The 22,671-nt window shown below is 66.9% G+C and carries 17 protein-coding genes; 13 read left to right on the forward strand and 4 right to left on the reverse strand.

Features of this window, described 5'->3' with window-relative positions; translation table 11 throughout:
• Position 1: 1 nt before the first annotated feature.
• A complete protein-coding gene (gene lysA, locus DN412_RS17460) occupies positions 2–1,261 on the reverse strand; it encodes a diaminopimelate decarboxylase (protein ID WP_115212759.1) in 1,260 nt (419 codons plus the stop codon).
• A 2-nt stretch (positions 1,262–1,263) separates the two neighbouring features.
• A complete protein-coding gene (locus DN412_RS17465; RefSeq protein WP_115212760.1) occupies positions 1,264–1,503 on the reverse strand; it encodes a hypothetical protein in 240 nt (79 codons plus the stop codon).
• A gap of 145 nt (positions 1,504–1,648) precedes the next feature.
• Between DN412_RS17465 and cyaY the strand changes: the two genes are divergently transcribed.
• Positions 1,649–1,984, forward strand: a complete 336-nt coding sequence (gene cyaY / locus DN412_RS17470; RefSeq protein WP_115212761.1) for an iron donor protein CyaY — start codon at positions 1,649–1,651, stop codon at positions 1,982–1,984.
• A 94-nt stretch (positions 1,985–2,078) separates the two neighbouring features.
• Here the strand turns inward: cyaY and DN412_RS17475 are convergent, their stop codons facing one another.
• Entirely contained in the window at positions 2,079–4,454 is a 2,376-nt protein-coding gene (locus DN412_RS17475; protein ID WP_115212762.1) for a penicillin-binding protein 1A, read from the reverse strand.
• 399 nt (positions 4,455–4,853) lie between these two features.
• Between DN412_RS17475 and pilM the strand changes: the two genes are divergently transcribed.
• From pilM to DN412_RS17530, 11 genes are all read left to right on the forward strand, one after another.
• Complete coding sequence (gene pilM, locus DN412_RS17480) at positions 4,854–5,924, forward strand: type IV pilus assembly protein PilM (RefSeq protein ID WP_078198132.1); 1,071 nt, start codon at positions 4,854–4,856, stop codon at positions 5,922–5,924.
• Between the two features lie 17 nt (positions 5,925–5,941).
• Positions 5,942–6,607 (forward strand): PilN domain-containing protein, encoded by a 666-nt coding sequence (locus tag DN412_RS17485; protein ID WP_115212763.1) that lies wholly within the window; start codon positions 5,942–5,944, stop codon positions 6,605–6,607.
• Between the two features lie 2 nt (positions 6,608–6,609).
• Positions 6,610–7,281 (forward strand): type IV pilus inner membrane component PilO, encoded by a 672-nt coding sequence (locus DN412_RS17490; RefSeq protein ID WP_115212764.1) that lies wholly within the window; start codon positions 6,610–6,612, stop codon positions 7,279–7,281.
• Entirely contained in the window at positions 7,278–7,829 is a 552-nt protein-coding gene (locus DN412_RS17495) for a pilus assembly protein PilP (RefSeq protein ID WP_115212765.1), read from the forward strand. The genes DN412_RS17490 and DN412_RS17495 overlap by 4 nt, the downstream gene beginning before the upstream one ends.
• On the forward strand, positions 7,826–9,967 hold the full coding sequence (locus DN412_RS17500; RefSeq protein ID WP_115212766.1) for a type IV pilus secretin PilQ: 2,142 nt from the start codon (positions 7,826–7,828) through the stop codon (positions 9,965–9,967). Before DN412_RS17495 ends, DN412_RS17500 begins: the two co-directional genes overlap by 4 nt.
• Before the next feature lie 363 nt (positions 9,968–10,330).
• Complete coding sequence (locus tag DN412_RS17505) at positions 10,331–10,891, forward strand: shikimate kinase (protein ID WP_078198127.1); 561 nt, start codon at positions 10,331–10,333, stop codon at positions 10,889–10,891.
• Positions 10,888–11,994 (forward strand): 3-dehydroquinate synthase, encoded by a 1,107-nt coding sequence (gene aroB / locus DN412_RS17510; protein ID WP_115212767.1) that lies wholly within the window; start codon positions 10,888–10,890, stop codon positions 11,992–11,994. Before DN412_RS17505 ends, aroB begins: the two co-directional genes overlap by 4 nt.
• 48 nt (positions 11,995–12,042) lie before the next feature.
• On the forward strand, positions 12,043–13,179 hold the full coding sequence (locus DN412_RS17515; RefSeq protein ID WP_115212768.1) for a deoxyguanosinetriphosphate triphosphohydrolase: 1,137 nt from the start codon (positions 12,043–12,045) through the stop codon (positions 13,177–13,179).
• An 85-nt stretch (positions 13,180–13,264) separates the two neighbouring features.
• A complete protein-coding gene (locus DN412_RS17520) occupies positions 13,265–13,984 on the forward strand; it encodes a transposase (protein WP_115212769.1) in 720 nt (239 codons plus the stop codon).
• A 375-nt stretch (positions 13,985–14,359) separates the two neighbouring features.
• The gene (locus tag DN412_RS17525) at positions 14,360–19,069 is read left to right on the forward strand and encodes a glutamate synthase-related protein (RefSeq protein WP_423748790.1); all 4,710 of its coding nucleotides are present in this window, start codon (positions 14,360–14,362) and stop codon (positions 19,067–19,069) included.
• 128 nt (positions 19,070–19,197) lie between these two features.
• Positions 19,198–20,661, forward strand: coding sequence for a glutamate synthase subunit beta (locus DN412_RS17530; RefSeq protein WP_115212770.1), 1,464 nt, complete (start codon positions 19,198–19,200; stop codon positions 20,659–20,661).
• A gap of 84 nt (positions 20,662–20,745) precedes the next feature.
• On the opposite strand, the gene DN412_RS17535 is transcribed toward DN412_RS17530, so the two are convergent.
• Entirely contained in the window at positions 20,746–21,285 is a 540-nt protein-coding gene (locus DN412_RS17535) for a GNAT family N-acetyltransferase (protein ID WP_115212824.1), read from the reverse strand.
• Between the two features lie 222 nt (positions 21,286–21,507).
• Here DN412_RS17535 and DN412_RS17540 point away from each other — a divergent pair, with 222 nt between their 5' ends.
• Positions 21,508–22,596: a Bug family tripartite tricarboxylate transporter substrate binding protein gene (locus tag DN412_RS17540; RefSeq protein WP_115212771.1), complete on the forward strand. Its 1,089-nt coding sequence runs from the start codon at positions 21,508–21,510 to the stop codon at positions 22,594–22,596.
• Positions 22,597–22,671 lie beyond the last annotated feature (75 nt).

Consider the following 22,671-nt stretch of genomic DNA (forward strand, 5'->3'; position numbering starts at 1 on the left):
TTTAGTCTTGCAGCAGGCGCTCGTCGCGGAACAGGTCTTCAACCAGCTCGCGCTCGCGCACCAGGTGCACCCTGGCGCCGTCGACCATCACTTCGGCGGCGCGCGGGCGGGTGTTGTAGTTGGAGCTCATGGTGAAGCCGTAGGCGCCGGCCGACATCACTGCCAGCAGGTCGCCCGGCTGCACCGCCAGCGCGCGGTCGCGGCCCAGCCAGTCGCCCGATTCGCACACCGGGCCGACGATGTCGTAGGTCACGGCCTGCGCGTCGCCCAGCACCACCGGCTCGATGCGGTGGTAGGCCTCGTACATGGCCGGACGTGCCAGATCGTTCATGGCGGCATCGACGATGCAGAAATTCTTGGCCGCGCCGGGCTTCAGGAACTCCACCTGCGTCAGCAGCACGCCGGCATTGCCCACCAGCGAGCGGCCCGGCTCGAACAGCACCTCGCGGTGGCCGTGGCCGCGCGCGGCCACGCGTTCCAGCAGCGTGGTGGCAAAGCCGGTGATGTCCGGCGGGGTCTCGTCGGTGTAGGTGATGCCCAGTCCGCCGCCCACGTCGATATGCGCCAGGCTGATGCCCTCGCGCTCAAGCGCCTCGACCACGTCCAGCACCTTGTCCAGCGCTTCCAGGTAGGGCTCGACCTCGGTGATCTGCGAACCGATATGGCAGTCGATGCCGGTCACTTCCAGGTGCGGCAGCGCGGCCGCGGCGCGGTAGGTCGGCAGCACGTCCTCGAAGGCGATGCCGAACTTGTTGCCCTTCAGGCCGGTGGAGATATAAGGGTGAGTCTTGGCATCGACGTCGGGGTTGATGCGCAGCGACACGCGCGCACGCTTGCCCACGCGACCGGCCACTTCATTCAGGCGGTCCAGCTCGGGAATCGACTCGACGTTGAAGCAGCGCACGTCATGCGCAAGCGCCAGTTCCATTTCGGCCGCGCTCTTGCCCACGCCCGAGAACACCACCTTGCGCGGGTCGCCGCCGGCGGCCAGCACGCGCTTGAGTTCGCCGCCCGAGACGATGTCGAAGCCGGCACCGAGCTTGGCAAACACCTGCAGCACCGCCAGGTTGGAGTTTGCCTTCATGGCGTACTGGACCTGCGCCTTGCGGCCCTGGCAGGCGGCGGCGTAGGCCTGGTAGGCAGCGGTCAGCGCCGCGCGCGAGTACACGTAGGTGGGCGTGCCGAATTCGGCGGCGATGCGCGCCAGCGGCACCTGCTCGACGGCAAGCGCGCCGTCCTGGCGATGGAAAAATGCGGTCATGGTTATCGGGTGGTGGGGGCGGCGGGGGACGATGCGGGCGCGCTTGCCGGTGCGGTGGCCGGTGCCGCAGGAGTGGCCGGCATGGCATCGGCACGGCCCAGGCCCGGATCCGGCACGGTCGGCGGCGTCGGCTCGGCCGGCACCCTGGGCATGGTCAGCGGCCCGCGGATACCGCATCCGCCCAGCAGGGGCATCGCAAGGGCGGCGGCAAACGCCGATACAATCGCAACACGACGCAGCATCGGGTCGTCCTTTAGGCTGTTGGCAAGGCGTTGGATGGCCCGACGCGCAACGGCCGGGCATCCGAAGGATTCTTAACAAAAAAGCCGTTCGCGCCACGTACGCCCGGTCCGGGCAGCGGCGGCAACGGCGGTCTCGGAGTTTAGCATGCCCCCCTTGAGCGAAAGCGAGTTCCTGGCCCTGGCCACGCAGGAGCTGGACCGCATCGAAGCCGCGGTCGAGGCGGCCGCCGACGCGGCCGACGCCGACATTGAAATCAGCCGCACCGGCAACGTGATGGAGCTGGAGTTCGAGAACGGCTCCAAGATCATCATCAACAGCCAGGCGCCGATGCAGGAGCTGTGGGTGGCCGCGCGCTCCGGCGGCTTCCACTTCCGCCGCGACGGCGAGCGCTGGATCGACACCCGCAACGGCGGCGAGCTGTATGCGGCACTGTCGGGGTATGTCAGCGAGCAGGCGGGCGCGGCGCTCAAGCTGGGCTGACAAATAGCTCGCTTCGAGCCAGCTTCGAGCCTGCTTCGCGGGCCAAAGAAAAAGCCGGCCTCGCGGCCGGCTTTCTGCTGTCTGGCGAGCGCGCTCAGGCGCCGCCGAACATCTCAAGGATCTTCTTCTTCTCGGCCTCAGTATCGGCCGGCGGGGTCGCCGATTCCTCCGGCTTGCCCGGCCACGGGTCGCCCAGGCCCACCGAAGCCACGCCGGCGCCGCCGGCGTTCTCTTCGAAGGTCCAGTCGCCGCCCACCATCAGCACGCCTTCCGGCACCGGCCGCTCGGGCGCTTCCGGCACGCCCTTGAGCGCCTTGCTCATGTAGCCCACCCAGATCGGCAGCGCCAGGCCACCACCGGTTTCGCGCACACCCAGGCTCTTGGGCTGGTCGTAGCCCATCCAGGCGATCGCCACCAGGTTGGGCGTGTAGCCGGCGAACCAGGCATCGACCGCGTCGTTGGTGGTGCCGGTCTTGCCGGCCAGGTCGTTGCGGCCCAGGCGCTGCTTGGCGCTGGCGGCGGTGCCCATGCGCACCACGTCGCGCAGCATGGTGTCGGCGATAAAGGCGGTGCGCGCGTCAAGCACGCGCACGGCGTCGGTGCCGGCGCGCTGCGGATGGGTTTCGGAGATCACGTTGCCGCGCGCGTCCACCACCTTCTGGATCAGGTACGGGTTGACGCGGTAGCCGCCGTTGGCGAACACCGAGTACGCGCCCGCCATCTGCAGCGGGGTCACCGCGCCCGAGCCCAGCGCCATCGGCAGGTAGGCGGGGTGCTTGTCGGCCTCGAAGCCGAAGCGCGTGATGTAGTCCTGCGCATACTGCGTGCCGATCGCCCGCAGGATCCGCACCGAGACCAGGTTCTTGGACTTGGCCAGCGCGCGGCGCATGGTCATCGGGCCCTCGAAGCGGCCGTCATAGTTCTTCGGCTCCCACACCTGCCCGCCGGTATCCGGGCCGATCGTCAGCGGCGCGTCATTGATCACCGTGGCCGGCGAAAAGCCCTTTTCCAGCGCGGCCGAGTAGATGAACGGCTTGAAGCTGGAACCCGGCTGGCGCCAGGCCTGGGTCACGTGGTTGAACTTGTTGCGGTTGAAGTCGAAGCCGCCCACCATCGAACGGATCTCGCCGTCCTGCGGGTTGATGGACACGAATGCCGCGGCCACTTCCGGCAGCTGCGTCACCGACCAGTTGTCTTTCTCGTCCTGCGTCACGCGGATGATCGCGCCCGGGCGCATCTTCATCTTGGGCTGGGCACTGGACGACAGCGACGGCGAGATAAAGCGCAGCGCCGCGCCTTCGATGGTCGCTACTTCGCCGGACAAGAGTGTCGCTTTCACCTGTTTTGACGACACACTGGTGACCACGGCCGAGCGCAGGTCGCCGCTGCCGGGGTGCTCGACCAGGGCATCGTCGATGGCCTGCTCGCGCTCCGACGAGTCGGAGGGCAGGTCGATAAAGGCCTCGGGACCGCGGTAGCCGTGCTTGCGCTCGTAGTTCATGATGCCCGCGCGCACGGACTCATAGGCGGAGTCCTGGTCCGGCTTGGTCAGCGTGGTGTAGACCGTCAGGCCGCGCGTGTAGGTCTCTTCACGGTATTGGGCATACATCAGCTGGCGCACGATCTCGGCGACATACTCGGCGTGCGTGGAGAACTCGTTGCCTTCGGTGCGCACCTTCAGTTCGGCATGCACGGCCTGGTCGTACTGCTCGGGCGTGATGTAGCGCAGGTCGCGCATGCGCTGCAGGATGTACTCCTGGCGCACCTTGGCGCGGCGCGGGTTGACCACCGGGTTGTACGCCGATGGCGCCTTGGGCAGGCCGGCCAGCATGGCGGCCTCGGCCGGCGTCACGTCGCGCACCGACTTGCCGAAGTACACGCGCGCGGCGCTGTCGAAGCCGTAGGCGCGCTGCCCCAGGTAGATCTGGTTCATGTACAGCTCGAGGATCTGGTCCTTGGTCAGGTTGGCCTCGATCTTGTACGCGAGCAGCATCTCGTAGATCTTGCGGGTGTAGGTCTTCTCGCTGGACAGGAAGAAGTTGCGCGCCACCTGCATGGTGATGGTGGAGGCGCCCTGCGACAGCCCGCCGCGCAGGTTGGCCAGCCCGGCACGCAACACGCCGACGAAGTCGACGCCGCCGTGCTCGTAGAAGCGGTCGTCCTCGATCGCCAGGACCGCCTTTTTCATCACGTCCGGGATCTCGGCGATGGGCACGAAGTTGCGCCGCTCCTCGCCGAATTCGCCAATCAGCACATTGTCCGCCGTGTAGATGCGAAGCGGAATCTTGGGCCGGTAGTCGGTGATGGTGTCCAGCGACGGCAGGTTGGGCGCGGCCACCAGCAGCGCGTAGCCGAGCAGCAGCGCAATCACGACGGCACCGGCGACAACCAGTCCGACCGCCCAGAACATGAGCCGCGTCCAGATCGAACGGCGGGCAGGGTGGGACGGCTTCTGTTGTGCTGTGGCCATAAGGGAAATACCTAGTCAGGGGTGCCCGGGATTATATCTTCCGGCATCGGCCGGCCCGGGCGCACAGTGGCGGGGGCGCCGCTATCGCGCTGTTACAAGATGTAAGGCGGCGAATGCCGGCGTGCAAGCGACGTTGGCGGCTACTACGGGGGCATGGGCGGGCGCACAAGCCCGCACGGAAGGGAACCCGACGACCGTGGGGTTTTGGCAACGGATTGGCGAGGGCGTTCTGAAAAAGAAGTTCGGGCCAGTTCGGCACATTGCCACCGATGCTGTATTTTGTGAGAATCGACCAACATAAAAAGAGCACACGTTTCATTCAAGAAACTAGGCTCGCCCGATTAGAGCGTTCAAGCCAGGGGCGAGTTCAAAAGTCAGGGGGTCACCTTGCGTGGCATTTTGTCGGGGATTCTGCGCCGGACTACGGTCGGCGTGGATATCGGTTCGTCCAGTATCAAGGTAGTCGAGCTGTCCGTTGGGGGCAGCAGGCAAGACTATCGGCTGGAAAAATGCGCCAGCGAACTGCTGGACCGCAACGCCGTTGCCGATGGCAACGTCATCAATATCGAGGCAGTCGGCATCGCGCTAAGGCGTGCGCTTGGCAAGGCCGGCATCCGCTCCAAGGACGTGGTGCTGGGCGTGCCATCCATGCTGACTGAGTCGCAGACCGTCAGCCTGCCGGACAACCTGTCCGAAGACGAACTCTATTCCCAGGTCGAATCCGAGGCGCACCGGCTCTATCCGCCGTCGCAGGCGGTCAATTTCGACTTCGCCGTGATCGGCCCCAGCGAGACCGAGGGCGGTATCGGCGTGCGCGTCACCGCGGCCAACAGCGACCGCGTGCAGGAGCGCGTGACTGCCGCCGAAATGGCCGGGCTCAAGCCGCAGGTCATGGACGTCGAGGAATACGCGGTGCAGCGCTCGATCGTGCAGATGCTGGGCGTGCCGCAGGAGATGTCCGAGGCCGACGCCCGCGCGCTGCCGGTGGTGGCGGTGGTCCACCTGGGCGGCAGCCGTTCCAAGGCCATCTTCTACCAGGGCTGGAAAGAGCTGTACGAGCAGCCGCTGAACAGCTACGGCGACCAGCTCACGCAGAGCGCGGCGCGCATGTTCACGCTCGACGCGCTCAAGGCCGAGATCAAGAAGCGCAAGAACACGCTGCCTGAAGCCTGGCGCGCGCAGCTGCTCAAGCCGTCGCTGGATGCGCTGGCGATGGAAGTGCAGTCGGCGATCGGCAACTTCATTGCCAGCTCCAGCCTGGGTCGGGTCGACGAGATCCTGCTCTCGGGCGGGCATGCGTCGTTGTTCGGCGTGCAGGCGGCGATCCAGCACCAGACCAAGATCACCACCACGCTGGCGAACCCGTTTGCCAACATGGCGACCAACGCCAAGGTCAATGAGCGCTACCTGCAGCGCGACCTGCCGGCGTATATCGTCAGCGTCGGCCTGGCCCTGCGCGGGCTGCAATAACGCACCGGAGGCACCAGATGTCTACGAACACACTGCCTTCGGTCAACCTGCTGCCCTACCATGAAGCCCGCAAGGCAGCACGGCGCAAGAAGGTCTATGCGATGCTGGCCGCCGCGGCGGCCAGCGGCGCGGCCGTGGTGCTGCTGGGTGGCGTCTATATCGGCGGGCGCATCGATTCGGTGGTCGCGCTCAACCAGGTATTGAGCGCGGAAAATGCCAAGCTCGACGGGCAGATCCGCGAAGTCAACAACCTCAAGAAAGACATCGATGCGCTGCTGCAGCGCCAGAAAGCGGTCGAAAGCCTGCAGACCGAGCGCAACCGCCCGGTGCAACTGCTTGAGGAGCTGGTGCGGCAGGTGCCCGAGGGCGTCTACCTGACCAGCCTGAAGCAGGCCGGCGAGGCCTTCACCATCTCCGGCGTGGCGCAGTCCAACGAGCGCATTTCCGAGCTGCTGCGCAACCTGGGCGGCGTGGCCTGGCTGGACAAGGCCGAGCTGGTCGAGTCCAAGGCGGTCACCATGACCAACAACCTGCGCGAGCAGCGCCGGCTGTTCGACTTCTCGATGCGCTTTGCGTACCGCGCGCCGGAGGCGCCGGCCGACGGCAAGAAGACCGCGCCGGGCGCTTCCGCGCCAGCCGCCGCACCTGTTCCCGCACCTGCCCCAGCAGCCGGAAAGGCCTGACCATGGCGCTCAATACCGAAATCAACCTCGCCGACCTGACCAGTCAGTTCCGCGGGCTCAACCTGAACGAGCCGGAGACCTGGCCGGCCGCGCCGCGCGCGCTATTCGCGGTCCTGGCCGCGGCGGTGGTGTTGCTGCTGGGCTGGCAGTTCTACTGGAGCGCGAAGTTCGACGAGCTTGACCGCCAGCGCCAGGAACAGGAAAGCCTGAAGCAGGCGTACCAGTCCAAGGTGGCGCAGGTGGCCAACCTGGAGGCGCTGCGCGAGCAGAAGAAGCAGGTGGAGCAGCGCGTGGCGTTGCTGGAGCGGCAACTGCCCAACAAGACCGAGATGGATGCGCTGCTGGCCGACGTCAATCACGCCGGCGTGGCGCGCGGGCTGCAGTTCGAACTGTTCAAGCCGCAGGCTGCGGTGATCAAGCCCTACTTTGCCGAGATCCCGGTGAACCTGCGCGTGACCGGCCGCTACCACGAGGTGGCGCAGTTCAATGCCGACGTGGCGGCGCTGTCGCGGATCGTGTCGATGCAGAACCTGCAGCTGGCCAATACCAAGGACGGCGGGCTGTCGATGGAGGCGGTGGCGATGGCCTACCGCGCGCTCGATCCCGACGAGCAGGCGGCGCAGCGCAAGGCCGCCGCAGCCGCTGTGGCAGCCAAGGCGGGAGGTGCCAAATGAGCCGCACCATTCGTACCCGCAACCTGGCATGGACCGCATCGCCGCGCGCGCTGGCGGTGGCGGCGCTGGCCGTCGGCCTGCTGGGCGCCTGCGGCGCCAGCGACGAAGACGCGCTGCGCCAGTGGATGGACGCCACCCGCAGCGCGCGCGCCAAGCCGCCTGAGCCGGTGCCCGATGCCCGGCCCTACGTGCCGCGCGAGTACGCCGCGGCCAATGCGCCTGAGCCGTTCGCGCAGGAAAAGATCGGCGAGCTGAACAGGACGCTGGCGGATTCGCCCGAGGCCGGGCGGCGTCGCGAGCCGCTGGAGGACTACCCGCTCGAGAACTTCAAGATGCTTGGCATGATGAAGAAGAACGGGGAAACCTACGGCATCGTGCGGGTAGATAACAAGATCCACCATGTCAAGGTGGGTCAGTATCTCGGCCAGAGCTACGGCCGGGTGGTCCGCATCACGGATCAGGAGATCGTGTTGCGCGAATTGGTCCGGGAGGGGGTATCAGAGTGGAAAGAGAAAATGACCAGCCTGAAGCTGGAGGTGGCGGCATGACCCCCGTGCGCTGGTATCGTGCGCTCGCGGGCGCCGCAAGAACGGTGATGGCGCTGTTGCTGGTGATTGCCGCTCCGGCCGCGCTGGCACAAAGTAACCGCATCAAGGCGGTTGACGTCAGTACGGTCGGGGAGCAGACCGTGTTCACGATCGAGCTCGAACGGCCGCTGGCGCAGAAGCCGGCGGACTTCACCACGCAGAACCCGGCACGGCTTGCGATCGATTTCTTCGATACCGGCTTTGACAAGCGGCGCGCGCAGTATGACTACGGTGGCAAGCTGCTCAAGGCCGCCAACGTGGTGCAGATTGGCGATCGTACCCGCGTGATCCTCGACCTCACGCGCAACGCCACCTATCGCACCGACCAGCGCGGCAACTACTTCGTGGTGGCGCTGGATAATGTGGCGCCGGCGCTCAAGAGTGCCGCGCCCACGTTCGCGCCCGCACAGTCGGCGATGCCGGCGGGCGCAGCCGGGCGGACCTCGGTGCGCAATATCGACTTCCGGCGCGGCGCCGACGGTGCCGGCCGCGTGGTGGTGGACCTGTCCTCGCGCGACTCGGGCATCAACATCGCGCAGCAGGGCCAGAACGTGGTGGTCGACTTCCTCGCCACCACGCTGCCCGATAACCTGCGCCGGCGCTTTGACGTGAGCGACTTCGGCTCGCCGGTGCAGGCCATGCGCGCCTCGGATGCCAACGGCAATGCGCGCCTGACCATTGAGCCGCGCGGCCACTGGGAGTACAGCTCGTACCAGACCGACACCCAGTTCGTGGTCGAGGTGCGACCGGTCAAGGAAGACCCGACCAAGCTCATCAGCGGCCCGGGCTACCGCGGCGAGCGCCTGTCGCTGAACTTCCAGAACATCGACATCCGCTCGCTGCTGCAGGTGTTTGCCGATTTCACCAACCTGAACATCATCACCAGCGAAAGCGTGCAGGGCAACCTTACGCTGCGCCTGAAGGACGTGCCGTGGGACCAGGCGCTGCAGATCGTGATGGATGCCAAGGGGCTGGCCTCGCGCCGCAACGGCAATGTGCTGTGGGTGGCGCCCAAGGCCGAGCTGCAGACCAAGGAAAAGCTGGAGCTTGAGTCGCAGCAGCAGATCAACGACCTCGAGCCGATCCGCAGCCAGGTGTTCCAGCTCAACTACCAGCGCGCCGAGGACGTGCGCAAGATGCTGCTGGGCTTGAGTGCCGGCGGCGGCGGCGCCGCCGCCGCGGTACCTGTGCCCATCGGGGTGCCGGGGGCGGCGGGCGTGAGCACGCGCATGCTGTCCAAGCGCGGTTCGCTGACGGCGGATGCGCGCACCAACCAGCTCTTTGTCTCGGATATCGCCACCAAGCTGGAAGAGGTGCAGAACTTCATCGGCAAGATCGACATCCCGGTGCGCCAGGTGATCATCGAGGCGCGCATCGTCGAGGCGACCGATACCTTCAGCCGCAACCTGGGCGTGAAGCTGGGCTTTGCCGGGCAGTACAACAATGCCAAGGTCGGCAACACCTACAGCAACGTGCTGCCGGGCTCGACCTCCGACAACGGCCCGTTCCTGAGCCTGCCGGCCGGCGCCATCAACGGCACCAACCCGGCCAATATCGCGGTGAGCCTGTTCAACAGCGCCGCCACGCGCTTCCTGGCGCTGGAGCTGTCGGCGCTGGAAGCGGACGGCAAGGGCAAGATCATCTCCAGCCCGCGCGTGGTCACGGCCAACAACATCAAGGCGCTGATCGAGCAGGGCACCGAGCTGCCGTACCAGGCCGCCACCTCCAGCGGCGCCACCTCGGTGCAGTTCCGCAAGGCCAACCTGAAGCTGGAAGTGACCCCGCAGATCACGCCGGAAGGCAATGTGCTGCTGGACGTGGATGTGAACAAGGACAGCGTGGGCATCCAGACCACCTCGGGCTTTGCCATCGACACCAAGCACGTGCAGACCCAGGTGCTGGTGGAGAACGGCGGCACGGTGGTGATCGGCGGTATCTACACCCAGACCGAGTCCAACGACGTGGACAAGGTGCCGCTGCTGGGCGATATCCCGGTGCTTGGCAACCTGTTCAAGAACAACGCCAAGGTGCGCAACCGCACCGAACTGCTGGTGTTCCTGACCCCGCGCATCCTGAACGAGAGCGTGTCGCTCAAATAAGGAGATGGCGCCCGTAGGCGCCGGATACAGTAGACTGGCAGGCCGCATCGAGGGATGCGGCCTTTTTTTGCGCGCCGCGCGCCGCGGAGCCCGGCGACAGCCCCCGGAGTGGACCCGGAGTGGACCCGGAAATGCGGTCTATGTCGCATTCGCCACTTGCCGGCCGCGCCACAACATAAGAAGATGATGCAGTTCCCAACCGGGGAGGGTGGCCCGCATGCCGCGCTCCCGAACGACAGTCCAGTGACAGCCTCAGCGACAGGGCCGGCGGCACAGCGCCAGGCCCAGGATCGGCGCGATGCCGATCGATCCGACTCCGAGCGACCGGAATCCGATCGACCCAACCTCTTTTTCGTCGGCCTGATGGGCGCCGGCAAGACCACCGTGGGCCGCACGGTGGCGCGGCGCCTGCACTATCCGTTCTTCGATTCCGACCATGAGCTGGAGGCACACTGCGGCGTGCGCATCCCGGTGATCTTCGAGGTCGAGGGCGAAGCCGGCTTCCGCGACCGCGAGGCCGCGATGATCCGCGAACTGGCCGCGCGCCAGGGCATCGTGCTGGCCACCGGCGGCGGCGCCGTGCTGCGCGCCGAGAACCGCGAGGTGCTGAAGGCCCGCGGCACGGTGGTGTACCTGCGCGCCAGCCCGCACGACCTGTGGCTGCGTACCCGTCATGACCGCAACCGCCCGCTGCTGCAGACCGAGGACCCCAAGGGCAAGCTCGAGGCCCTGTACGCTGAGCGCGACCCGCTCTACCGCGAAGTCGCCGACTTCATCATCGAAACCGGCAAGCCCTCGGTGGCGCAGCTTGCTAATATGGTGTTGATGCAACTTGAAATGGCCGGTTTCCCGATCGATCCCCCGCAGCCGGCGTCCACGCCCGCGGGCGAGTCCGAGCCGCCGGCGCAGGACCCCAATCCATGATTACGCTTGAAGTCGACCTGGGCGAGCGCAGCTACCCCATCCATATCGGTACCGGCCTGCTGGACAATGCCGAACTGCTGCGCCCCCACGTGCGCGGGCAGCACGCCGTCATCGTCACCAATGAAACCGTCGGCCCGCTCTACGCGGCGCGCGTCGAGGCCGCCCTGGCCGCGCTCGGCAAGACCGTGCGCACGGTCACGCTGCCCGACGGCGAGGCCTTCAAGCACTGGGAAACGCTGAACCAGATCTTCGACGCGCTGCTGCAGGCCGGCGCCGACCGCAAGACCACGCTGGTGGCGCTGGGCGGCGGCGTGGTGGGCGACATGACCGGGTTTGCCGCCGCCTGCTACATGCGCGGCGTGCCCTTTGTCCAGATGCCGACCACGCTGCTGGCGCAGGTGGATTCGTCGGTGGGCGGCAAGACCGGGATCAATCACCCGCTGGGCAAGAACATGATCGGCGCGTTCCACCAGCCCAATGCGGTGATCGCCGATATCGACACGCTGCGCACGCTGCCCCCGCGCGAACTGGCCGCCGGCATGGCCGAGGTCATCAAGCACGGCGCCATTGCCGACGCCAAGTACTTCGGCTGGATCGAACGCAATATCAAGGCGCTGAACGACTGCGACCCCGATTTGATGGCGCTCGCCGTGCAGCGCTCGTGCGAGATCAAGGCCGGCGTGGTGGCGCAGGACGAACGCGAGGGCGGCTTGCGCGCCATCCTCAATTTCGGCCACACCTTCGGCCATGCGATCGAGGCCGGCATGGGCTACGGCGCCTGGCTGCACGGCGAGGCCGTCGGCTGCGGCATGGTGATGGCCGCCGACCTGTCGCACCGCCTTGGCTTTATCGATATCGAGACGCTGGCCCGCATCCGCACGCTGACGCAGGCGGCAATGCTGCCGGTGGTGGCCCCGGAACTGGGCGCCGAACGCTATATCGAACTGATGAAGGTCGACAAGAAGGCCGAGGCGGGCAGCGTCAAGTTCATCCTGCTGAAGAAGCTCGGCGAAGCGTTCATCACCACCGTGCCGGACGCCGACCTGCGCGCGACACTGGCGCACGCCGTCTTGAAACCTCCCACCGAGGCCCCGGTCGCCTGACCGATCGGTTATGCCTCGCCAACCCGCCCCAGCCACCGGACGCGCCGCATGACCGACTTTGAAAGCCATCTCGCCCCTTACGCCGCCCGCTCCGCGCAGACGCGCGGGCGGGTGCATGCCGAACCCGCATCGCTGTCGCGCAGCGAATTCCAGCGCGACCGCGACCGGGTCATCCACAGCACGGCGTTCCGGCGGCTCGAGTACAAGACCCAGGTCTTCGTCAACCATGAGGGCGACCTGTTCCGCACTCGACTTACCCACAGCCTGGAGGTGGCGCAGATCGCGCGTTCGATCGCGCGCAACCTGCGCCTCAATGAGGACCTGGTCGAAGCCATCTCGCTGGCGCACGACCTGGGCCACACGCCGTTCGGCCACGCCGGGCAGGACGCGTTGAACAACTGCATGAAGAACCACGGCGGCTTCGAGCACAACCTGCAGAGTCTGCTGGTGGTGGACGAGCTCGAAGAGCGCTATGGCGGCTTCAACGGCCTGAACCTGACCTTCGAGACGCGCGAGGGCATCCTCAAGCATTGCTCGCGGGTCAATGCCTCGGCGCTGGGCGAACTGGGCCGGCGCTTCCTGGAGGGCACGCAGCCGTCGCTGGAGGCACAGCTGGCCAACCTGGCCGACGAGATCGCCTACAACAACCACGATATCGACGACGGCCTGCGCTCGGGGCTGCTGACGCTGGAGCAGCTCGACGAGGTGCCGATGTGGGCCCGCCACCGCGCCGAAGTGGCCGATGCCTTCCCCGGCATCAACGGCCGCCGTGCCATCAACGAGACGGTTCGGCGCATGATCAATACGCTCATCGTCGACCTGATCGAGACCACCAGCCGCAATATCGCCACGGCCAACCCGCGCAGTATCGACGCGGTGCGCGCCGCCGGCCCGCTGGTCGGCTTCAGCCCGCAGATCCATGAGGAAGCCGCGGCGCTCAAGCGCTTCCTGTTCCGGCACCTGTACCGGCACTACCTGGTGATGCGCATGTCGGCCAAGGCGCAGCGCATTGTCGGCGACCTGTTCCAGGCCTTCATGTCCGATCCGCGCCTGCTGCCGCCGCAGTACCAGGCCGGCCACGGCGGCGACCAGTCGCGGCTGATCGCCCATTACATCGCGGGCATGACCGACCGCTACGCGATCCGCGAGCACCGCCGCATCTTCGCGGTCAGCGAAGGCAACTGAACGCTGCCGGGGGCGCGCAACGCGCCTCACATAAATGGGGACGGATCAGGCTATCATGCGGGCTTCGATGCTCGCATGACCTGCCATGGCACGCCTTCCCCGCTTCTCTCCCGCCGGCCTTCCCGCACTGGTGTTGCAGCGCGGCAACAACCGCCAGGATGTTTTCCTGGGGCCGGACGACTACCTGCACTACCTCGACTGCCTGCGCATGGCCGCGCGCGAGCATGATCTCGCCATCCATGCCTACACGCTGCGGCCCAACCACGTGCACCTGGTGGCGACGCCCAAGGGTACAGACTCGCTGAGCCTGACCATGCAGGCGGTCGGACGCCGTTATGCGCGCTACTTCAACCGCGTGGCAGACCGCACCGGCACCCTGTGGGAGGGGCGCTTCCGCTCCGCGGTGTTCGATCCGGTCCAATGGATGCTGCCGGCAATGCTCTATGTCGAAGGCAACGCACTGCGTGCCGGCGAGGTGAGCACCCCCGAGGCCGACCGCTGGAGCAGCTACCGTCATCACGCTGGCATTGAGGCCAGCCCGTTTGTAAGTGATCACTCTGCCTACTGGGAGCTCGGCAATACGCCGTTCGAGCGCCAGTCGAACTACCGCATGCTGACTGCCGAGGGCCTCTCCGGCAGGACCCTGCAAACGCTGCGCGGCCATGCGCACAGCGGCTGGCCGCTTGGTGGCGAAGCATTCCTCGCGCAACTGGAGCGGCACGCCACGCGGCGCGTACAGCCGCTGCCGAAAGGTCGCCCCAAAAAGGTGCAAACGGTTGCGGATCAGGGGCCTGAAGCGACATAAAGTTTATGTGTCCCTATTTAATCAAATCACAGAAACGATGCTTTGGTTAATGTGTTCTGACCCCATTTAAAAATTTTGCGAGGTCGGCACGATTCCCATATAGTTGCTCCACCCACAGTCATTGTGCGGCGCGTCACGCTCGTGTACGCCGCTGCGGCCCGCAGACAGCTCCGTCCCCGATTCCCCACCCGCCGACCGCGGCAGGGTGATTAAAGAGAGCGCGCGGTCTCCGTTCCGGTACGTCCAGCCATGCGCGCAGCCTTCACCGGAATTCAGCCCGTGGACCAAACGAAAAATCTTTCGGCCCAAGCTCAGGCACAAGCGCAAACCAGCGCGTCTTCCCACGCCACCGACCTGCGTCCGCAGGCGCAGGGCATGTACGACCCCAGCAACGAGCATGACGCCTGCGGCGTCGGCATGGTCGCGCATATCAAGGGCAAGAAGTCGCACGAGATCATCAGCCAGGGCCTGAAGATCCTGGAGAACCTGGACCACCGCGGCGCGGTCGGCGCCGATGCGCTGATGGGCGACGGCGCCGGTATCCTGATCCAGATCCCGGACCAGTTCTACCGCGAGGAAATGGCCGCGCAGGGCGTGAGCCTGCCGCCCGCCGGCGAATACGGCGTGGGCATGATCTTCCTGCCCAAGGAACACGCTTCGCGCCTGGCCTGCGAACAGGAGTTGGAGCGCACGGTCCGCCTGGAAGGCCAGGTCGTGCTGGGCTGGCGCGACGTGCCGGTCGATGCCGCCATGCCGATGTCGCCGACAGTGCGTACCACCGAGCCGGTGATCCGCCAGATCTTCATCGGTCGCGGCCGCGACATCATGACCACGGATGCGCTGGAACGTAAGCTCTACGTCATCCGCAAGACCGCCAGCCACGCCATCCAGGCGCTCAAGCTCAAGCACGGCAAGGAATACTTCGTGCCGTCGATGTCGGCCCGTACCGTGGTGTACAAGGGCCTGCTGCTGGCCACCCAGGTCGGCGAGTACTACCTGGACCTGCAGGACCCGCGCGCGGTGTCGGCCCTGGCCCTGGTGCACCAGCGCTTCTCGACCAACACCTTCCCGGCCTGGGAACTGGCCCACCCGTACCGCATGGTCGCCCACAACGGCGAAATCAACACGGTCAAGGGCAACGTCAACTGGGTCAACGCGCGGACCGGCGCAATCTCGTCGCCGGTGCTGGGCGACGACCTGCCCAAGCTGTGGCCGCTGATCTACCCCGGCCAGTCCGACACCGCATCGTTCGACAACTGCCTCGAACTGCTGACGATGGCCGGCTACCCGCTCGTCCACGCGATGATGATGATGATCCCGGAAGCCTGGGAACAGCACACGCTGATGGACGACAACCGTCGCGCCTTCTACGAATACCACGCCGCCATGATGGAGCCGTGGGACGGCCCGGCCGCGATCTGCTTCACCGACGGCCGCCAGATCGGCGCCACGCTGGACCGCAACGGCCTGCGCCCGGCACGTTTCTACGTGACCGAGGACGACGTCGTGGTGCTGGCTTCGGAAGCCGGCGTGCTGCCGTTCCCCGAGTCGCGCATCGTGCAGAAGTGGCGCCTGCAGCCCGGCAAGATGTTCCTGATCGACATGGAGCAGGGCCGCATCATCGACGACAAGGAACTCAAGGACAACCTGGCCAACGCCAAGCCGTACAAGAGCTGGATCGACGCCGTGCGCATCAAGCTCGACGAGCTCGACGCCAAGCCCGAAGACGTTGCCGCGGAGAAGAAGCCCGTGGCCAAGCTGCTGGACCGCCAGCAGGCCTTCGGCTACACCCAGGAAGACGTCAAGTTCCTGATGGCGCCGATGGCGCTGGCCGGCGAGGAAGCCACCGGCTCGATGGGCAATGACTCGCCTCTGGCCGTGCTGTCGTCCAAGAACAAGACGCTGTACCACTACTTCAAGCAGCTGTTCGCCCAGGTGACCAACCCGCCGATCGACCCGATCCGCGAGAACATGGTGATGTCGCTGGTGTCGTTCATCGGCCCGAAGCCGAACCTGCTGGAGCTGAACAACATCAACCCGCCGATGCGCCTCGAAGTGTCCCAGCCGGTGCTGGACTTCAAGGACATCGCCAAGATCCGCAACATCGAGCACTACACCGGCGGCAAGTTCCGTTCGTACGAACTGAACATCTGCTACCCGACCGCGTGGGGCAAGGAAGGCATCGAAGCGCGCCTGGCCTCGCTGTGCGCCGAAGCCGTGGATGCGGTGCGTTCGGGCTACAACATCCTGATCGTGTCGGACCGCCGCGTGGACGCCGACCATGTCGCGATCCCCGCGCTGCTGGCCACGTCCGCCATCCACCACCACCTGGTGGAGAAGGGCCTGCGCACGTCCGCCGGCCTGGTGGTCGAGACCGGCACCGCGCGTGAAGTGCACCACTTCGCGCTGCTGGCCGGCTACGGCGCGGAAGCCGTGCACCCGTACCTGGCGATGGAAACGCTGTCCGACATGGCCAGCGGCCTGTCGGGCGACCTGTCGCCCGAGAAGGCGGTCAAGAACTTCGTCAAGGCGGTCGGCAAGGGCCTGCACAAGGTGATGTCCAAGATGGGCATCTCCACGTACATGTCGTACACCGGCGCGCAGATCTTCGAAGCCATCGGCCTGTCGCGCGAGCTGGTGCAGAAGTACTTCCACGGCACGCCGTCGAACGTCGAGGGCATCGGCATCTTCGAAGTCGCCGAGGAAGCGCTGCGCCTGCACAACGACGCCTTCGGCGCCAGCCCGGTGCTGGAAAACATGCTCGACGCCGGCGGCGAATACGCCTTCCGCATCCGCGGCGAAGAGCATATGTGGACCCCGGACTCGGTCGCCAAGCTGCAGCACTCGGTGCGCGCCGACGACGGCAAGGGCGCCTACCAGACGTACAAGGAATACGCCAACATCATCAACGACCAGAGCAAGCGCCACATGACGCTGCGTGGTCTGTTCGAGTTCAAGGTCGATCCGGCCCGCGCGATTCCGCTGGAAGAAGTGGAGTCGGCCAAGGACATCGTCAAGCGCTTCGCCACCGGTGCGATGTCGCTCGGCTCGATCTCGACCGAAGCCCACACCACGCTGGCGCTGGCGATGAACCGCATCGGCGGCAAGTCCAACACCGGCGAAGGCGGCGAGGACGAGAAGCGCTACCGCAACGAGCTGCGCGGCATCCCCATCAAGCAGGGCGATACCCTCAAGGGTCTGCTCGGCGATAACGTGATCGAACGCGACCTGGAACTGCAGGCCGGCGATTCGCTGCGCTCGAAGATCAAGCAGGTGGCGTCGGGCCGTTTCGGCGTGACCGCCGAGTACCTGGCTTCCGCCGACCAGATCCAGATCAAGATGGCGCAGGGCGCCAAGCCCGGCGAAGGCGGCCAGCTGCCCGGCCACAAGGTGTCGGACTACATCGGCAAGCTGCGTTACTCGGTGCCGGGCGTGGGCCTGATCTCGCCGCCCCCGCACCACGATATCTACTCGATCGAGGATCTGGCACAGCTGATCCACGACCTGAAGAACGTCAACCCGGTGTCCGACATCTCGGTCAAGCTGGTGTCCGAAGTGGGCGTCGGCACGGTGGCCGCGGGCGTGGCCAAGGCCAAGGCCGACCACGTGGTGATCGCCGGCCATGACGGCGGCACCGGCGCTTCGCCGTGGTCGTCGATCAAGCACGCCGGCACGCCGTGGGAGCTGGGCCTGGCCGAAACGCAGCAGACCCTGTTGCTCAATGGCCTGCGCAACCGCATCCGCGTGCAGGCCGACGGCCAGATGAAGACCGGCCGCGACGTCGTCATCGGCGCGCTGCTGGGCGCCGATGAGTTCGGCTTCGCCACCGCGCCGCTGGTGGCCGAAGGCTGCATCATGATGCGCAAGTGCCACCTGAACACCTGCCCGGTGGGCGTGGCCACGCAGGATCCGCAGCTGCGCAAGAAATTCCAGGGCAAGCCCGAGCACGTGGTCAACTTCTTCTTCTTCGTTGCGGAAGAAGCCCGCGAGATCATGGCCCAGCTGGGCATCCGCAAGTTCGACGAGCTGATCGGCCGCGCCGACCTGCTCGACACCAAGCCCGGCATCGAGCACTGGAAGGCGCGTGGCCTGGACTTTGGCCGCATCTTCCACCAGGTGTCGCTGGGCGCGGAAGTGCCGCTGTTCCACACCGACGTGCAGGACCACGGCCTGTCGGCCGAGGCCGGCAAGGCGCTGGACCACGTGCTGATCGCCAAGGCCCGTCCGGCCATCGAGAAGGGCGAGCGGGTCTCGTTCATCCAGCCGGTGAAGAACGTCAACCGTACCGTCGGCGCGATGCTGTCGGGCGTGGTGGCGCGCCAGCATGGCCACGAAGGCCTGCCTGACGACACCATCCACATCCAGCTGCAAGGCACCGCCGGCCAGTCGTTCGGCGCGTTCCTGGCGCACGGCATCACGCTGGACCTGGTGGGCGACGGCAATGACTACGTCGGCAAGGGCCTGTCGGGCGGCCGCGTGATCGTGCGCGCCCCGCACGAGTTCCGTGGCGACCCGACCCGCAACATCATCGTCGGCAACACCGTGCTGTACGGTGCCATCGCCGGTGAAGCGTTCTTCAATGGCGTGGCCGGCGAGCGCTTCGCGGTGCGCAACTCCGGCGCGGTTGCCGTGGTGGAAGGCACCGGCGACCACGGTTGCGAGTACATGACCGGCGGCACGGTGGTGGTGCTGGGCGGCACGGGCCGTAACTTCGCGGCCGGCATGTCGGGCGGCGTGGCCTACGTCTATGACGAGGACGGCCTGTTCGACAAGCGCTGCAACACCTCGATGGTGGCACTGGAGGCCGTGCTGGCCGCCGCCGACCAGGAGAAGGGCCAGGGCCCGGCTTCGTGGCACAAGGTCGACGGCAAGCGCGTGCTGGACGAAGTCATCCTGCGCAACCTGATCGAGCAGCACTTCCGCTACACCGGCTCCGAGCGCGCCAAGGCGCTGCTGGCTGACTGGACCACGGCACGCCGCAAGTTCGTCAAGGTCTTCCCGACCGAGTACAAGCGCGCGCTGGGCGAGATGTACGCCAAGGAACAGGCCGCCCGCGACAGCGATCGCGAAGCCATCGCGGCCTGAGCACAGGCAACGGCACAGCAACCAAGCAGCGATGGGCCGCGGCAGCCGCCGCGGCCCTGACAAGATACTGACCCCACCGCGGGGCCGGCGACGCCGCCGGTCCCGCGCAGCATGACCAAGGACGCAACATGGGTAAGGCGACTGGCTTTCTCGAATTTCCGCGCCAGAACGAAGGCTACGAAGCGGTAGTCAAGCGCGTGAAGCACTACAAGGAATTCGTGTTCGCGCTGTCCGACAGCGAAGCGAAGATCCAGGGTGCGCGCTGCATGGACTGCGGCATCCCGTTCTGCAACAACGGCTGCCCGGTCAACAACATCATTCCCGACTTCAACGACCTGGTGTACCGCCAGGACTGGAAGTCGGCGATCGAGGTGCTGCACCAGACCAACAACTTCCCCGAGTTCACCGGCCGCATCTGCCCCGCACCATGCGAGGCCGCCTGCACGCTGGGCATCAATGAGCTGCCGGTCGGCATCAAGTCGATCGAGCACGCCATCATCGACAAGGCCTGGGAAGAGGGCTGGGTTGCGCCGCAGGCGCCGCGCCACAAGACCGGCAAGACCGTGGCCGTGGTCGGTTCCGGCCCCGCCGGTATGGCCGCCGCGCAGCAGCTGGCACGCGCCGGCCACGATGTGACGGTGTTCGAGAAGAACGACCGCATCGGCGGCCTGCTGCGCTACGGCATCCCCGACTTCAAGATGGAGAAGACGCTGATCGACCGCCGCATGGAACAGATGCAGGCCGAAGGCGTGACCTTCCGCGCCGGCGTGATGGTGACCGACGGCGAACTGCCGGCCGGCATCAAGAACTACGCGCGTGAAACCATCTCGGCCCAGGCCCTGATGGAGCAGTTCGACGCCGTGGTGCTGGCGGGCGGCTCGGAAGTGCCGCGCGACCTGCCGGTGCCGGGCCGCGACCTGGCCGGCATCCACTTCGCGCTGGAATTCCTGATTCCGCAGAACAAGGAAGTGGCCGGCGATGGCGCCAACGAGATCCGCGCCGAAGGCAAGAACGTGATCGTGATCGGCGGCGGCGATACCGGCTCCGACTGCGTGGGCACGTCCAACCGCCACGGCGCCACCTCGGTGACGCAGTTCGAACTGCTGCCGCAGCCGCCGGAAGAAGAGCACAAGCCGCTGGTGTGGCCGTACTGGCCGATCAAGCTGCGCACCTCGTCGTCCCATGACGAAGGCTGCGAGCGCGACTGGTCGGTCGCCACCAAGGAATTCATCGGCGAGAACGGCAAGGTCACGGCCCTGAAGGCCTGCCGCGTCGAATGGAAGGATGGCCGCATGCAGGAAGTCGAGGGCAGCGAGTTCATCCTGCCGGCCGACCTGGTGCTGCTGGCGATGGGCTTCACCAACCCGGTGGGTTCGATGCTGGAAGCGTTTGGCGTGGACACCGATGCGCGCAAGAACGCCAAGGCCTCGACCGAGGGCGAGCGCGCCTACCACACCAACGTGCCCAAGGTGTTCGCCGCCGGCGACGTGCGCCGTGGCCAGTCGCTGGTGGTGTGGGCGATCCGCGAAGGCCGCCAGGCCGCGCGCTCGGTCGACGCCTTCCTGATGGGTCACACCGACCTGCCGCGCTGATCCGCTCCGGCCACAACAAAAAGCCCGCCTGGCGCAAGCCGGCGGGCTTTTTGGTTTTGGCGGCCGGGGCACTCAGTCGTGCGCTCAGGCGGCCAGCGTTCGCTCCATCAGCACCGCGCTGGCGCCGTAGCCGGCCAGCTTGGCCGCGTGCGTGGCGGCCGTTTCCGCCGCCACCGGCGCGTACCCGAGCCTGCGCCACCAGGAGGCGGCCGACTGCACCGCGATCAGCCGCGAGCGCCGCAGCCCGGCCGCGCGCGCGGCCGCCTGCGCCGCCGCGTACAGGCGCGGGGCCAGCCCGGCGCCGCGCCCGGCGGGCGCCACGGCCATGTCGTGCACGAACCAGGTGAGGGTGTCAGGCGGGGCGGCATGGCGCCAGCCATCGTCGAGCAGGCCGTCCAGCGGCGGCAGGCTGGCTTCGGGCCAGGCGTGGGTGAAGAGGTAGGCGGCGAGGGCGCCGCGCTGTCCTGGGTCATCGGCGACCCAGCAGGTGGCCGGGGACAGCGCCAGCCGGCTGGCCAGCGCGGCCTGGCTTTCCAGCAGTACCTCGGTATAGCAACTGGCTTGCGCCGCCAGCACGGCCGGCAGGTCGGCGGGGACCATGGGCCGCACGGTGAAAATCGTCATCGGCGGATTATAGCCGGCGCGGTCCGCGCGTCCCCGCCGATGGCGCATTTGGCCAGGCGTGGCAAGGCCTTCAGGGTTCTCCCGGCTATGGTTTACGTGTCTGTGGTGGCCTGGGCATTGTCCTTACAATTTTCAAAAAACAACGAACGGAAACCGCCTCGCAAATCCTTTTTCCCCAGAACCAGTTTGCCGCCTCCTCAGGAGACCGGCCGGAGGAAATTGATGTCCGAAGTGCGCAATTTGACGCGGCTTTGGCGAGGTAAAGCGAAGTTTGCGCCGTGCCCGTCAGTGGGCGCTGCCCGGCGCTGGCTCCAGCCTTTCCTGTGCCTGTATGCCCTGGGGTGTGCCACGCTGGCGCTTGCGGTGCCAGCCATGCCGGCGCTTGCCGGGACCCAGCAGCTTGCGCGCAGCATGTCGTTCCCCGACCATCCGATGCGCCTGATCGTGCCGTTCCCGGCCGGCGGCGTGGCCGATGCCGTGGCGCGCCTGCTGGCCGAGCGGCTGTCCGTCCGCCTGGGCGTGCCGGTGGAGGTCGACAACCGCCCCGGCGGCGCGGGCACCATCGCCGGCGACGTAGTCGCCAAGGCCAGTTCCGACGGCCACACGCTGCTGCTGCACCAGGCCAATATGCTGATCCAGCCCGGACTGGAGCCGGTGCCATACGACGTCGTGCGCGACTTTACGCCGGTGGCGCGCGTGGCCACCACGCCGCTGTTCCTGGTGATCGACGCGCGCCTGCCGATGCGCACGCCCGAGCAATGGATGATCGCGGTGAAGTCGAATCCCGGCTCCTACAGCTATGGTTACGGCCAGCCGGGCAGCCCCTCCCACCTGTACGCCGAGTACGCCGTGCGGGGCCTGCGCAGCGGCGTGCCGCTGGTGACTGCCAAGGGCGAGGCCGCCGTGGTCCAGGAGATGCTTGCCGGGCGCATCAGCGCCTGCTTCTGCTCGTTCGCCGCGGTCCAGGGCCAGGTCAGGAGCGGCGCACTGCGGCTGGTCGGCGTTACCGGCGTGGCCCGCTCGCCGCTGGCGCCGCTGGTGCCGACGCTGCAGGAGTCGGGGCTGGAAGGCTATGCCGCGGCGGCCTGGTTCGGCGTGATGGCGCCGGCCAAGACCCCGCGCGCCATTGTGGCGCGGCTGGCGGGCGAGCTCGATGGCGTAATGGGCGAGCGCGAGGTGCGTTCGCGACTGCAGGCGGCGGGCCTCACGCCGGTGCGCGACTCGCCGGAGGCGTTCGCCACCGCGATTCGCTCGGAATCGATCCAATGGCAGGTGATCCTGAAGGATGTGGCGACCGTCCAGGAGCCTTAAGCCGCACTGCAGCAAACCGCGTTGGTCCGGTTCGGGGCCCGGCCTGGGCCCGCTAGGACGATTCTGAGCCTTCTC

Origin of the sequence: Cupriavidus lacunae (assembly GCF_003353055.1) — a bacterium.
Classification (GTDB): domain Bacteria; phylum Pseudomonadota; class Gammaproteobacteria; order Burkholderiales; family Burkholderiaceae; genus Cupriavidus; species Cupriavidus lacunae.